Below are 13,983 nucleotides of genomic sequence, written 5' to 3'. Positions count from 1 at the left end.
GCCTATGAGCTCCACCATCACCACGAAGGTCCCCGCGCGGCTGGACCGGCTGCCGTGGTCGCGCTGGCACTGGCGCATCGTCATCGGGCTCGGCACCGTGTGGATCCTCGACGGCCTCGAGGTCACCATCGTCGGCAACCTGTCCGGCCAGCTCGCCAAGCCCGGCAGCGGCCTGGACATCACGCAGGCCCAGGTCGCCGGCCCCGCGGCGGCCCTCTACGTCGCGGGCGCCTGCCTCGGCGCGCTGTTCTTCGGCTGGCTCACCGACCGCTACGGCCGCAAGAAGCTGTTCATCATCACGCTGCTGGTCTACCTGGTGGCCACGCTGGCCACGGCGTTCTCCTTCAGCGCCTGGTGGTTCTTCCTGTTCCGCTTCATCACCGGCTTCGGCATCGGCGGCGAGTACGCGGCGATCAACTCCGCCATCGACGAGCTGATCCCCAGCCGGCACCGGGGCCGCGTCGACATCCTCATCAACGGCAGCTACTGGCTCGGCGCCGCGGGCGGCGCCCTGCTGACCGTCCCCCTCCTGAACGACCTTCCCGTCGCCATCGGGTGGCGCATCGCCTTCGGGCTGGGCGTGGTGCTGGGCCTGGCCATCCTGCTGGTACGGCGCAGCGTCCCGGAAAGCCCCCGCTGGCTGTTCATCCACGGGCGTGACCGGCAGGCCGAGGACATCGTGGCCGGCATCGAACGCGAGGTCGGCGGCGACCTGCCCGAGCCCGGGGAGTCGATGACGATCCACCAGCGCAGGTCCATCGGCTTCGTGCGCATCGCCCACACCATGGTGGCGCTCTACCCCAAACGCACCATCCTCGGCCTGTCGCTGTTCATCGGGCAGGCGTTCCTCTACAACGCGATCACGTTCGGCTACGCGCAGATCCTGGCCACCTTCTTCAAGATCGACACCCAGGCCGGCTACTACTTCGCGGTCATCGCGATCGGCAACTTCCTCGGGCCGCTGCTCCTGGGACCCCTCTTCGACACCGTCGGCCGCATCCCGATGATCTCCGCCACGTACATCGGCTCCGGGGCGCTGCTGCTCGGCACGGCCTGGCTCTTCGCCCAGGGCCACCTCACCGCCGTCACCCTGACGATCTGCTGGTCCGTCGTGCTGTTCGTGGCCTCGGCCGGGGCCAGCTCCGCCTACCTCACGGTCAGCGAGATCTTCCCCATGGAGACCCGGGCCCTGGCCATCGCGTTCTTCTTCGCCATCGGCACCGCCGCGGGCGGCATCGCCGGGCCGCTCATCTTCTCCAGCCTGGTGTCCACCGGTGTACCGGGCGACACCGCGCTCGCCTTCGCCATCGGCGCCTGCGTCATGATCCTGGCGGGGCTCGTGGAGCTCTTCCTGGGCGTCAAGGCGGAACGCAAGGGCCTGGAGGCCATCGCCGCCCCGCTCTCCGCCGCCGGTCCCGGCTAGCTGTACCGACAGCTAGCCGGGGAATGTGTCCCCTTTTGTCAGGTAGAGGGGAAATCTGGTGACATCTTCTACCCGGTGGGCGGGCGTGCGGAGGACACATCCATGGCACACGACGCCCTGCGGGCTCCTGAGGCCGTCTGGGACGACCGCGACACCTTCGATCTGTTCGACGGCGACCGCGACGGCAGGCTGTCGGCCGACGAGATCCTGCTGGGGCCGGCCGTGACGGCCCAGCCCCTCACCATGCCTGCCGCGCGAGCTCTACGAGGCGTTCGTGCGCGCCTACCGGCGGGCGTGAGGTTTGCCGGGCGGGGCCCGGGTATGGGAGGCCCTTCCCGATCGACGGCCGGAAGGGAGAGATCATGACCGGCCTCACCACGCCGGCCGAGCTGGCGGCGCAGCTCCGGGTGGACGCGGTCCGCTGCTCGGCCGCGGCGGAGTCGGGGCATCCGACCTCGGCGATGTCGGCGGCCGACCTCATGGCGGTGCTCCTGGCCGAGCGGCTGACCTACGACTTCGGCGATCCGGGCAACCCGCTCAACGATCATCTGATCTTCTCCAAGGGGCACGCCTCTCCGCTGCTGTATGCGATGTACAAGGCGGCGGGGGCGATCACCGACGCGGAGCTGCTGACCTTCCGCCGCCGGGGGAGCAGGCTCGAAGGACACCCGACGCCGCGGCTGCCGTGGGTGGACGTGGCCACCGGGTCGCTGGGGCAGGGACTGCCGGTGGGCGTCGGGGTGGCGCTGGCCGGGCGGCTGGAACGCCTGCCGTACCAGGTGTGGGTGCTGTGCGGGGACGGTGAGCTGGCGGAGGGGTCGATCTGGGAGGCGGCCGAGCACGCCGGGCACGAGGGGCTGGCGAACCTGACCGCCATCGTGGACGTCAACCGGCTCGGGCAGCGCGGGCCCACCCGGCACGGCTGGGACACCGGCGCCTACGCCCGGCGGTTCGGCGCGTTCGGATGGCATGCGATCGAGATCGACGGGCACGACCTCGGGCAGATCGGCGCCGCGTTCGGCGAGGCGCTGAGCACGCCGCGGCCGGTCGTGATCCTGGCGCGCACCCGCAAGGGCGAAGGCGTCAGGGAGGTGGCGGACCGGGAAGGGGTGCACGGCAAGCCGCTGGCCGAGCCGGAGCGGGCCGTCGAGGAGCTCGGCGGCCGGCGCGCGGCCGAGGTCACGCCGCGCCGCCGGCCGCGGCCGGACGGGCGGCCGCACCGCGTCCCCGCGCACGGGACGCCGGAACTGCACGTCTTCGACAAGGACGAGGCGACCAGGACCGCCTTCGGCCGGACGCTGGCCGCGCTGGGCGCCGCCCGCGCCGACGTCGTCGTGCTCGACGGCGAGGTCGCGGACTCCACCAAGACCGCGGAGTTCGCCGCCGCCTGCCCGGAGCGCTTCTTCGAGTGCTACATCGCCGAGCAGCAGCTCGTCGCCGCGGCGATGGGGCTGCAGGTGCGCGGCTGGAAGCCGTTCGCCGCCACGTTCGCCGCGTTCCTGACCCGGGCGCACGACTTCATCCGGATGGCCGCGGTGTCGGGCTGCGACCTCCGGCTGGCCGGCTCCCACGCGGGAGTGTCGATCGGCGAGGACGGCCCCTCGCAGATGGGGCTGGAGGACCTGGCCATGATGCGGGCCGTGCACGGCAGCACCGTCCTGTATCCCTGTGACGCCAACCAGGCCGCCGCGCTCACCGCCGAGATGGCCGATCTCGGCGGCGTCAGCTACCTGCGCACCACGCGCGCCGCCACACCGGTGATCTACGGCCCCGGCGAGCGGTTTCCCGTGGGCGGGTCACGGGTCCTGCGCCGCTCGCCCGAGGACCGCGTCACCATCCTGGCCGCCGGGATCACCGTCCACGAGGCGCTGGCCGCCGCCGACGCGCTGGCGGCCGACGGCCTGATGGCCGCCGTCCTCGACCTGTACTCGGTCAAGCCCGTGGACACGGCCGCGCTGCGCGCCGCCGCCGCGATCACCGACGCGCTCGTCACCGTCGAGGACCACCGGCCCGAAGGCGGCCTGGGCGACGCCGTGCTCGACGCGCTGGCCGATCTGGGACCGCGCGTGGTCAAGCTGGCCGTGCGGAACCTGCCCGGCTCGGCGAGCCCGGCCGAGCAGCTCGCCGACGCCGGCATCGACCGGCACGCCATCGAGGCGGCCGTCCGCGCGCTGCTCTGACGCCCGCCTGCCCGGCGGCGTGGACGCCCGCCTGCCCGGCGGCGTGGACGCCCGCGCCCGTGAAGCCGTCGTCGCGCTTCTCGGATGGTGACAAATGTTCACCAATCGTTTGACGCCTTTAGACCCTTCGGAGTCATCGCAGCTGGTGACGATGGGAGTGTCCGTCGCACCCCCGCAAGGAGGCTTCGTGCACACTCCGCCACCCCCCGGACTGTCCTGGCCGGTGCGGCTCACCGCCGCCCTCGCCCTGCTCGTCTCCCTCGTCGCCCTGGCCGGCGTCACCCCCGCCCGCGCCGACGTCTACGACTCCTGCACCATCTCGCGCTGCGCCGACGCGCGCGCCGCCCGGTCGATCTGGGCGTCCAAGGGCTACCCCACCCCCAGGGCCTGGTACTCCTGGCCGGACGGCCGGTCGAACTTCGCCGGCGGTCGCTTCTACAACCGCGAAGGCCAGCTCCCCGGCGGCGCCACCTACTATGAGTACGACGTGTACTCCAGGACGCGCGGCGCGCCGCGTGACGCGTACCGGATCGTCGTCAACCGCGGCACCGGCGTGGCGTGGTTCTCGCCCAACCACTACACCGACTTCCACCGGCTCTAGGAACGTCCCATGACCTCTGCCGCCCGCCCGCTGCCGCACTGGCTGACCGTGTGCACCGATCCGGCGCCGGTCGTGGTGGACGGGCGGCTGTGCCGTACCCGTGCCGCCTTCTTCGAGGAGGCGGCCCGGGCGCTGCGCCTCCCCGGCTACTTCGGCCACAACTGGGACGCGCTGTTCGACTGCCTGCGCGACGCCGGCGCCGTCTCCCTGACCGTGACGCACGCCGAGGACCTGCTGGGCGCGGAGCCGCCCCGGCAGTTCGCCACTCTGCTGGGCGTCTTCTCCGACGCCGCCGAGTCCGGGCTGACCGTGACGCTGTGCACGGAGCCGGAGCACGAGGCCCTGCTCCGGCAGCGGGTCGCCGCCGCGCTGGCCTGAGTCACCGGAAGGCGATGCCGCCGAAGGCCCCGGACACGGACCGCCCGGTGGTTCTCGGCGGAGGGGTGACCGTCTCCCCTTCGGCGGGCGACGGGGAACCTTCAGTGACCGGCCAGGGTGGTGCGCAGGATCTCGGTCCACCAGCCGAGCGTGCGTTCCCGTGCGGTCGCGGCCAGCCCGGCGCTTCTGCGGAAGTCGGCGCCGAACATCGGCTCCATCGCGAGGGCCTGGTGCAGTGCGGCCATCGTCAGCTGGATCGCCTCACGGGAGGGCGGCGTGCGGCCGGTGGCCGCGCACCGGGTGACCGCCTGGTCGTGCAGGCGGCCGATCACCTCGTCGAGCATTCCGCTGCCGGTGTCGCGCCAGCCCGACCGGTGGAGGGCGAGTGCCAGCTCGGCGTACCCGTCGGCGTAGATCGCCGCCAGCGCGCGCACCAGCTCGGCGGGGCCGTCGGTCCACTCGCTCAGCGCGTTGCGCAGTTCGGCCTTCAGCTTGGCGCCGCCGAAGCGCAGCAGCGACTCCAGGAGCTGCTCGCGGGTGCCGAAGTGGTGGTTGACCGCGGCGTCGGAGACCCCGACCTCGGCGGCCACGGCACGCACCTGGACGGCGGCCGGGCCGCCCGCGGCCAGCAGCTTGCTCGCCGCCTCGAGGATCATCCGCTTGGCGTCGTCGGGTTTGCGTCGTACTCGGGCAGCCATCCGCCCATCATACCTTGACCGGTCAAGGTAAAGCCCCTTACCTTGAGGTCCCAAGGTAAGGGGGCTGGAAATGTCTGGAAATTTCACTATTCCGGCGGTGACCGAGCTGGCCGAGGCACTAGGCGTCAAGATCCACGACCCGGCGCCGCCCAGCGAGATCCGCTTCACCCGCGCGGGCTGCCGGCTGCACGCCCTGGACTGGGGCGGGACGGGCGCCCCGATCCTCCTGCTGCACGGCGGCGGCCTGACCGCGCACACCTGGAACTTCGTCTGCCTCGGCCTGCGCGGCGCCGCCCGCCTGGTCGCGCTGGACCTGCGCGGTCACGGCGACAGCGACTGGTCCGACGACTACCGCATCGCCACCCTGGCCGCCGACGTCGTCGCCGCCGCCGACCACCTCGGCTTCGGCCGGGTACGGCTGGCCGGCATGTCGCTCGGCGGCGTGGTCGCGGCCCACGTCGCCGAGGCGTACCCCGATCGGGTGGACCGGCTGGCGATCGTCGGCGTCGCGCCCGGCGTGGACTTCGAGGGAACCCGGCACATGCGGGCGTTCATGAGCGCGCTCGTCCCGGTACGCGAGCTCGAGACGGTCGTGGAGGCCGCGATGCGGGTCAACCCGCACGCCGACCGCGCGCGGGTCGCCTACCGCATGAGCACCATGTTCCGCCGCAGGCCCGGCGGCTGGGAGCCGAAGGCCGATCTGCGCTCCCCGGACTTCCCCGGCATTCTCGCGGCCGTCGAGGGGATGGCCGCCCAGCTGACCGGGTTGCCGGTGCTGCTGGTGCGCGGCGCCCGCAGCAAGGTGCTTCCCCAGGCCGCCGCCGAACGCCTGGTCGGCGCCATCCCGGACGGCCGCCTGGTGGTCGTGCCGGACGCGGGACACAACGTCCAGGAGGACAACCCGGCCGCGCTGATCACCGCGTTGCGCGCCTTCCTGGCCTCCTGAACCCGCGCGGAGCGGCTAGGGTCTGTCCCTGTGCACGACATTCGTCTCCTCCGTCCCGAGGAACTCCCCCTCTGCCTGCAGCTCGAGAGCGACCGCGAGTGGTCCACCGACCCGGCCAAGTGGCAGCTGATGTTCGAGACCGGCGAGGTCTACGCCCTCGACGCGCCGGACGGCGACGGCCTGGCCGGGTGCGTCGTGCTCACCTCCTACGGCGACCGGCTCGCCGCCGTCGGCATGATGCTGGTCGCCACCCGGTACGGCAGGCAGGGCCTGGGCACGCGGCTGATGGAGCACGTCCTGGAGGCGGCGGGAGAGCGTACGGTCGAGCTGACCGCGACCCGCTTCGGCCGGCCGGTCTACGAGCGCCTGGGTTTCCGCCCGACCGGCGGCCTGACCATCACCTACGGCCCGCTGGCCGGGCGGACCGGCGCCGGGGTGCGGGCGGCCGGCCCCGGCGACCACGCCGCGATCGAAGCCCTCGACGCCGAGGCCACCGGCGCCGACCGGAGCAAGGCGCTGAGCCTGCTCCTGGCCCGGGCCGAGCGGACGGTCGTCACCGGCGACGGCTCCGGCTTCGCGATCGCGTGGAACGCCGGTCCCCAGCGGGTCATCGGCCCGGTCGTCGCGCCCTCCGAGGAGGTGGCCCGCGCGCTCGTCCTGGCCGCCGCCGACGGCGCCGACCGGGACGTGCGCATCGACCTCCTCGACGCCCTTCCGGGGCTGCGCCCCTGGCTGGCCGGGCTGGGCCTGACCGAGGGGCCCGCCGTACTGCCCACCATGGTCTACGGCGCCGGCGCCAGGCCCGGCGCGCGGGACAGGTACGTGGCGCCGATCCTCATCTCGATGGGGTAGCGGACATGCGGCGCAGGAGCGACTCGAACGGCCCCCGGTAGCCCTTGCGCCGCATCCAGGACGCCGCCGGAAGCGAGGCCGCCCACATGACGACCGCGATGGCGAGGGCGGCGGCGAAGCTGACGTCGTCGCGCAGGCCCAGGGTGAACGGGTAGAACAGCACCACCCACACCACCGACTGCGCCAGATAGAACGTCATCGAGCGCTGGCCCATCGCGGCGAGCGCGTTCGTGAGGCGCCCGCGGCTGTGGCCGATGCGCACACAGGCGAGCCCGATCGCCGCGGCCGCGCCGATGCCGCCGATGTATCCGGTGAAGCTGTGCGCTGCGTAGGTCAGCCAGACCGCGGGCGTGCCGCCGGACCAGGCGCCGACGGCCAGGAGGGCGGCGGGAAGGCGGCCGGCGAGGGCGGCGCCGAGGCAGAGCAGGGCGATCCGCTTCAGCAGCGCCACGTTCCGCTCGGGCTCGTCGAGCATCCTCTTGCGGGCCGCCAGGAGCCCCCAGGCCATGCCCGGCACCCCGAAGAGGATGGCCACGACGGTCTTGGCCGGCCAGCCCACGGCGTTGGTCAGCAGGTGCTCGGCGAAGGTCGGCGCCATGTACTTGGCGATGGTGAACGGCGAGCCCTGGAGGGCCGTGGTGTAGACCTGCACACTCTGCCAGGTGAGGAAGAGCGCCCCCGGGATCAGCGTCACGCCCCCCAGCCACCACAGCACCGAGTCCCGGGCGCGGACGAGCGAGGCGAGGAAGAGCATCGTCACGCCGTAGACCGCGATGACGTCGAACGGCACCAGGACGACCGCGTGGGCCAGCCCGATGAGGATCAGCCAGAAGCTGCGCCTGCGCAGCAGCCTCCGGACGGACGGCCAATCGCCGCCGCGCGCGTACTGGCGCTGCGTGAGCTGCCCGAGCCCGTAGCCGAACAGGAACACGAACATCCCGCGCGCCTGGTTGTCCGTGACGAGCGTGGTGAAGAAGTGCGCGATGTCGTTGAGGACCGACGACCCGCGGCTCCAGTCGAGGAGGAACTGCGGGGCGTGGGCCAGGGCGATCCCCAGCAGCATGAGGCCGCGGGCCAGGTCCGGCGCCAGGGACCGGGCGGCCGTGCTCGTGGGTGCCGGCATGGGGGCGGTGGTAGTCACGACGGCCTCCCCGTCGGGCCGGAAGACTGCATGGCGAAACTCCTCCAAACGCGAACTGCGTGCACTTGACGGGGACACAGTATGCGATGAGGAACAGTGTGCGCAAATGGTTCACACCGTTCACGGCGAGTGCAGTCGAGGAGCGGGTTTAGGCCAGGGTGAACCGGATCTCGCGGGTGGCCGGGTCCGCCTTGGCCAGCCGTACCGTCACGCGCTCCCCGAGCGGGAGGGCGCCGTCGCAGCGCGCGATCACGGCCGGATCCACGAGCTGGACCAGGCCGCCGGCGCCGCGCGCAGCCACGTCGATCACCACGGCGGCGAACTCCTGCCCGATCCGCTCGCGCAGCAGGAACGCCTCCACCAGATCGACGCCGGCCCGCTCCACCGCCCCGGCCCGCCGCCCGGTCACCGACATGATCTCCGGCAGGCCGGGCAACGCCGCCCGGATCTCGGCCGGGACCGGCTCGCCCGCGGCCACCGCCAGGCACACCTCGGTGGCGAAGCGGTCCACCAGCCGCCGCAGCGGCGCGGTCACGTGCGCGTACGGCGCCGCCACCGCGGCATGCTCGGCCAGCGCCGGCGGCTCCCCGTCGAAGGCCACGTAGCCGGAGCCGCGCAGCAGCACCTTCGACTCCTGGAGGAAGGCCGCCTGCTGCGGGTTCTTCGGATCGAGGTCGTGGACGACGCTGCCGTACGTGGCGCCGTCCGGCCAGGGCACGTCGAGGGCCTGGGCCACGCGGCGCACCTTGGCCAGGTCGCCCGGCTGCGGCGGCGGCAGCACGCGCAGCACGCCGATCTCGGCGTCGAGCATCATCGCGGCCGCGGCCATGCCGGTCAGCAGCGAGATCTGGGCGTTCCACGTCTCGGCCGGCAGCGGGATGCGGAAGTCCAGCCGGTAGCCGTCTCCGTCGGCCGCCACCTCCTGCTCGGGGGTGGGCAGGGTGACGCCGCCGCGGGCCCGCTCCAGGTCCAGGCGGAGGCGGCCGATCTCCGGCAGCAGGGCGAGCGTCCCGTCGGCGGTGGCCGTGTCCACGACGGCCTGCACGTAGGCGTAGTCCAGGCGCTCGCGGCTGCGCACCAGCGCCCGCTGGACGTCGGCGCCGACCGTGCGGCCCGCGGCGTCCAGGTCCACCCGCCACACCGCCGCCGGGCGGGTCGCGCCGGGCAGCAGGCTGGCGGCCCCCTCCGAGAGCACCGGCGGATGCAGGGGCACCTTGCCGCCGGGTAGGTAGACGGTCTCGCCCCTGGCCTTGGCCTCGGCGTCCAGCGCGCCGCCGGGCCGGACGAACGCGGCGACGTCGGCGATGGCGTACCACACGCGGTAGCCGTCGCCCAGGCGCTCCAGGTGGACGGCCTGGTCGAGGTCCATCGACCCGGGCGGGTCGATCGTGACGAACGGCAGCTCGGTGAGGTCCTCGCGCTCGCCCCGCAGCGGCGCGGCGGCGGCGCGCTCGGCCTCGGCGAGCGCCGCGGGCAGGAACGCCTCCGGCAGCCGCTGCTCCCGCCGGATCCGCTCGAAGCCGTCTTCCAGCCGGGCCGGAACCTCACCGTGCACGTGAATCTTGGTCGTCACACCGGCCAACCTACCCTCAGCCCTTGACCGCGCCCTCCTCGACACCGCGGAAGAAGAAGCGCTGCAGCGCCGCGAAAAGGATCGCGATCGGCAGGAACGCGATCATGATTCCGGCCGCGATGAGGCGCGGGTCGGAGCTGAAGGCTCCGCTGAGGTACTGCAGGCCGACGGTGAGCGTGTACCGCTCCGGGTTGGTCAGGACGATGAGCGGCCACAGGAAGTCGTCCCAGGCGCCGATGAACGAGAAGATGATCACCACGCTGATCATGCCGCGCACGTTCGGCAGGCCGATGCGGACGAAGCGCTGCCAGGCGTTCGCGCCGTCGATGATCGCCGCCTCGTCCATCTCGTCCGGGATCGCGGCGAACGCGGTCCGCATGAGCAGCACGTTCAGCATCGCGATCGCGCCCGGCAGCGCCACCCCGAGCAGCGTGTCGGTCAGCCCCATGCTCCGGATCGTCACGTACTGGGAGATGATCGTCACCTCGCCCGGCAGGATCAGCGTGCCCAGCGTGAGGCCCAGCAGCAGCTTCATGCCGGGGGCGCGCAGCCTGGCCAGCGCGTACCCGGCCAGGGTCGCGCCGACCGCGTTCCCGGCCACCGCCAGGGCCGCCACGATCAGCGAGTTGGCGATGTAGTTCCACACCGGGATGCTCTGGCCGACCCGCGCGTAGTTGCTCAGCGTCGGCTGCTGCGGCAGGAAGCTCGGCAGCTCGGTGAAGACGTCCTCGCCGCTGCCCTTGAGCGAGGTGGACAACATCCACAGGAACGGGCCGACGGTCAGCACCAGCACCAGGAGGAGCAGGGCGTAGCGCAGCACGTACTCCCGCGCGTGAGTGCGCATCTAGGCCCCCTTCCTGTTGAGCCGCAGCAGCAGGAGCATCGGGCCCACCGTGACGACGAACAGCACCAGGCTGAGCATCGAGGCGTAGCCGAGGTGGCCGCTGAAGCCCCTGGAGTACATCTGGATCAGCATCACCACCGACATGTCCTGCCCGCCGGGGCCGCCCGTGCCGTCCGACAGCACGTACAGCTCCGAGAAGACGCGCAGCGCCGAGACCGCGATCAGCACCGAGACCAGCAACATCGTGTTGCGCACCCCGGGCACCGTGATCGACCAGAACCTGCGCGCCGGCCCCGCCCCGTCGACCGCCGCGGCCTCGTGCAGCTCACGCCGCACGTTCCCCAGCGCCGACAGGTAGATGACCATGTAGTAGCCCAGGCCCTTCCAGATCGTCAGGCTGATCGCGCTGAACAGCAGCAGCCACCGGTCGGTCAGGAACGGCAGCGGCTCGGCCAGCACCCCGAGCCACTGCGCGAACCCGTTGATCAGCCCCCGGTCCTCCAGCAGCCACTCCCAGATCAGCGCCACCACCACCGCCGAGGCCACCACGGGCGTGTAGAACGTGGTGCGGAAGAACGTGATCCCGGGCAGCCTCTTCTCCACCAGTACGGCCAGCAGCAACGGCAGCAGGGTCAGCACCGGCAGGCAGACCAGCATGTAGACGATGCTGTTGAGCAGCGCGGTGGCCAGCTGGTCGTCGTTCAGCGCGCGCTCGAAGTTGGCCGCCCCGGTGAAGCGGCCGCCGCCCAGCGGCTTGGCGTTGGTGAAGGCCAGCACCAGCGTGTTGACCGCCGGCCACAGGTTGAACACGGCCAGCCACACCAGACCGGGCGCGGCGAACAACCACGGCGTCCACCGGCGCTGATAGGTCACGCTCACTGCTGCAGCAACTCGTTCGCCTTGGCCACCGCGGCGTCCACCGCCTGCCGGGAGGTGGCGCCCCCGCTGATGGCCAGCGCGAACTGCTGCCGGACGACCTTGTTGATCGAGTCGCCCACCTCGACCGGCAGCATCTTCGCCTCCGGCAGCGACGAGAACGCCGTCACCTTGGCGTCACCGCCGTTGCTGCCGTCGCTCTTGCTGAAGAACGGGTCCGTGGCCGACGCCTTCGTGCTCGGGAAGATCGCGGTCAGGTGCGCGAACGCCGCCTGGTTCTCCGGGCTGGTCACCCATCGCGCCAGGGCCGTCGCCGCCGCGAGGTTCTTGGTCTTGGCCGAGACCGACAGCCCCTGCACGTACAGCGGCGGGATGCCGAACGCCTTGCTCGAGACCACCTTCGGCGCCATCGACGGGTTGTCGACCGCCAGGGAGGAGATGAAGTTGCCGCCGGCCGTCGTCCAGGCCGCCTTGCCCTGGGTGAACAGCTTGGCGTTGCCCGCGTAGTCGTCGGTCAGCACGTCCTTGGGCAGCAGCCCCTCCTCGAACGCCGCCCGGTAGCGGTCCAGGACCGCCACGGCCTCCGGCGTGTTGAAGGTGAAGCTCTTGCCGTCGTCGCTCATCAGCTTGACCCCGGCGTTGATCAGGTCGCCGAGCTCCGGCTTGCGGCTCATCAGGTAGACCTTGCCGCCCGACTTCTCCTTCATCGTGCGGGCCTGCGCGATGAGCTCGTCCAGGTTCGCCGGCGGCTTGGCCGGGTCGAGCCCGTACTTCTTCATCAGCTCGGAGTTCCAGTAGTTCACGTCCGTGTTGAGGTACCACGGATAGCCGAAGACGCCGTCGATCCCGGCGAAGCGGTAGGCGGCCAGCCCGCCCTCGACGTAGTCGGCCATCGCGCCGGCGTCGGTCTTCGCGATGTCGGCCAGCATGCCCTGCCTGGCCAGTGGCAGCGCGAAGTCCGGCGGCACGTTCGTCACATCGGGCAGCGTCCCGCCGGCCGCCTGGCTCAGCACCTTGTCGGAGTAGCCTTCGCCGGGCTGGTCTAGCCACTCCACCTCGGCACCGGGATACTTCTTCTCGAAGGAATCGATGACGCCTTGCACGTAATCGGTGAACTTCGGCTTCAACGACCAGGTCTGCAGCGAGACCTTCCCCGTGATCCCGCCGCTCGCGCTCGCCGCGGGGCTGTTCGCGGGGGTCTCGGCGTCACCGAGCCCGCATCCCGCGAGCATCAGGACCGCCGCCGTGGTCAGCGCTGTTAAGGGGAAGCGCATCATGCTCACTCCTGCCGGGGTTGCTAAACCGCTTCAGTTTTCGGGACTATCTACCCGCCGTACTTGTCGTGTCAAGGGGAGGGGTCGTGGCGCGGCCGACGATCGACGACATCGCCCGCAGGGTCGGAGTGTCCAGGGGCGCGGTGTCGTTCGCGCTCAACGGGCGCCCGGGCGTCAGCGAGGAGACCCGCGCGCGCATCCTCGCCGTGGCGGAGGAGATGAACTGGCGCCCGCACAGCGCCGCCCGCGCCCTCGGCGGCGCCCGGGCCCAGGCGGCGGGGCTGGTCATCGCCCGACCCGCCCGCACCATCGGCGTCGAGCCGTTCTTCGCCCATCTGCTGTCCGGCCTGCAGGCGGGCCTGTCGGCTCGCGGGGTCGCGCTGCACCTGCTCGTCGTCGAGGACACCGCCGCCGAGATCGAGGTCTACCGCGCCTGGGCCAGCGAGCACCGCGTCGACGGCTTCATCCTGGTCGACCTGCAGGTGGCCGACCCCCGCATCGCCGCCATCGAGGACCTGGCCGTGCCCGCCGTCATCCTCGGCGGCCCCGGCAAGCACGGCAAACTCTCCAGCGTGTGGGCCGACGACCGCGCGGCCATGCTCTCCATCGCCGACTACCTCGCCGCCCTGGGCCACGACCACATCGCGCACGTCGCCGGCCTGCCCGGCTTCCGCCACACCCAGCGCCGCATCCGGGCCCTGCGCGACGCCGCCAAACGCCTCGGCCTGGCCGAGGTGGTCTCGGTGCCCACCGACTTCAGCGACGCCGAGGGGGCCGCCGCCACCCGGTCGCTGCTGTCGCGCTCGGCCCGGCCGTCCGCGATCGTCTACGACAGCGACGTGATGGCCGTCGCCGGGCTCGGCGTGGCGGCGGAGATGGGCGTGGCGGTGCCGAGGGAACTGTCCATCGTGGCCTTCGACGACTCGGTGCTGAACCGGATCGTGCACCCGGCCCTGACGGCGCTGTCGCGCGACACGTTCACGCTGGGCGAGACGGTCGCCGCGACGCTCCTGGAGACCCTCGCCGACCCCTCGCGCCCCAGGGACGTGAAGACCCCGACGCCCCGGCTGACGGTCCGTGAGAGCACGGCTCCCGCCGTACGCTAAAGGGGTTTAGTACGGCCTGGCGTAACGGCCGCCCTTGGGCAGCCCGATAAAGGAGGACAGTCCGCACGAACCGGATCGCCGGGGGGCGAGG

The 13,983-nt window shown here is 72.1% G+C and carries 13 protein-coding genes; 7 read left to right on the top strand and 6 right to left on the bottom strand.

Annotation, left to right across the window (positions count from 1 at the left end):
- Nucleotides 1-4: 4 nt before the first annotated feature.
- From FVE25_RS14690 to FVE25_RS14675, 4 genes are all read left to right on the top strand, one after another.
- Nucleotides 5-1,423, top strand: coding sequence for an MFS transporter (locus FVE25_RS14690; protein WP_157247281.1), 1,419 nt, complete (start codon nt 5-7; stop codon nt 1,421-1,423).
- Nucleotides 1,424-1,785: 362 nt separating this feature from the next.
- A complete protein-coding gene (locus FVE25_RS14685) occupies nt 1,786-3,603 on the top strand; it encodes a transketolase (protein ID WP_157247279.1) in 1,818 nt (605 codons plus the stop codon).
- A gap of 187 nt (nt 3,604-3,790) precedes the next feature.
- Nucleotides 3,791-4,204, top strand: coding sequence for a ribonuclease domain-containing protein (locus FVE25_RS14680; protein ID WP_219825497.1), 414 nt, complete (start codon nt 3,791-3,793; stop codon nt 4,202-4,204).
- A gap of 9 nt (nt 4,205-4,213) precedes the next feature.
- A complete protein-coding gene (locus FVE25_RS14675; RefSeq protein ID WP_157247275.1) occupies nt 4,214-4,582 on the top strand; it encodes a barstar family protein in 369 nt (122 codons plus the stop codon).
- Between the two features lie 101 nt (nt 4,583-4,683).
- On the opposite strand, the gene FVE25_RS14670 is transcribed toward FVE25_RS14675, so the two are convergent.
- Nucleotides 4,684-5,280, bottom strand: coding sequence for a TetR/AcrR family transcriptional regulator (locus tag FVE25_RS14670; protein WP_157247273.1), 597 nt, complete (start codon nt 5,278-5,280; stop codon nt 4,684-4,686).
- Between the two features lie 97 nt (nt 5,281-5,377).
- On the opposite strand from FVE25_RS14670, the gene FVE25_RS14665 reads away from it, so the two are divergent.
- Nucleotides 5,378-6,226, top strand: a complete 849-nt coding sequence (locus tag FVE25_RS14665; RefSeq protein ID WP_157247271.1) for an alpha/beta fold hydrolase — start codon at nt 5,378-5,380, stop codon at nt 6,224-6,226.
- A gap of 30 nt (nt 6,227-6,256) precedes the next feature.
- Nucleotides 6,257-7,078 (top strand): GNAT family N-acetyltransferase, encoded by an 822-nt coding sequence (locus FVE25_RS14660; RefSeq protein ID WP_157247269.1) that lies wholly within the window; start codon nt 6,257-6,259, stop codon nt 7,076-7,078.
- On the opposite strand, the gene FVE25_RS14655 is transcribed toward FVE25_RS14660, so the two are convergent.
- The 5 genes from FVE25_RS14655 to FVE25_RS14635 all read right to left on the bottom strand — a co-directional run bounded on the left by FVE25_RS14655 (nt 7,062) and on the right by FVE25_RS14635 (nt 12,789).
- Nucleotides 7,062-8,219 (bottom strand): DUF418 domain-containing protein, encoded by a 1,158-nt coding sequence (locus FVE25_RS14655; protein ID WP_246267022.1) that lies wholly within the window; start codon nt 8,217-8,219, stop codon nt 7,062-7,064. The two genes, FVE25_RS14660 and FVE25_RS14655, sit on opposite strands and share 17 nt — an antisense overlap.
- A 148-nt stretch (nt 8,220-8,367) precedes the next feature.
- Nucleotides 8,368-9,792: an RNB domain-containing ribonuclease gene (locus FVE25_RS14650; protein WP_246267020.1), complete on the bottom strand. Its 1,425-nt coding sequence runs from the start codon at nt 9,790-9,792 to the stop codon at nt 8,368-8,370.
- A 16-nt stretch (nt 9,793-9,808) separates the two neighbouring features.
- On the bottom strand, nt 9,809-10,636 hold the full coding sequence (locus FVE25_RS14645) for a carbohydrate ABC transporter permease (protein ID WP_157247267.1): 828 nt from the start codon (nt 10,634-10,636) through the stop codon (nt 9,809-9,811).
- A complete protein-coding gene (locus FVE25_RS14640) occupies nt 10,637-11,509 on the bottom strand; it encodes a carbohydrate ABC transporter permease (RefSeq protein WP_157247701.1) in 873 nt (290 codons plus the stop codon).
- 2 nt (nt 11,510-11,511) lie between these two features.
- Nucleotides 11,512-12,789, bottom strand: a complete 1,278-nt coding sequence (locus FVE25_RS14635) for an ABC transporter substrate-binding protein (protein ID WP_246267018.1) — start codon at nt 12,787-12,789, stop codon at nt 11,512-11,514.
- A gap of 83 nt (nt 12,790-12,872) precedes the next feature.
- Between FVE25_RS14635 and FVE25_RS14630 the strand changes: the two genes are divergently transcribed.
- Complete coding sequence (locus FVE25_RS14630; protein WP_157247266.1) at nt 12,873-13,892, top strand: LacI family DNA-binding transcriptional regulator; 1,020 nt, start codon at nt 12,873-12,875, stop codon at nt 13,890-13,892.
- Nucleotides 13,893-13,983 lie beyond the last annotated feature (91 nt).

The sequence above is a fragment of the Nonomuraea typhae genome, from assembly GCF_009760925.1.
Lineage (GTDB): Bacteria > Actinomycetota > Actinomycetes > Streptosporangiales > Streptosporangiaceae > Nonomuraea > Nonomuraea typhae.
This window is presented reverse-complemented; position numbering and strand designations above follow the sequence as displayed.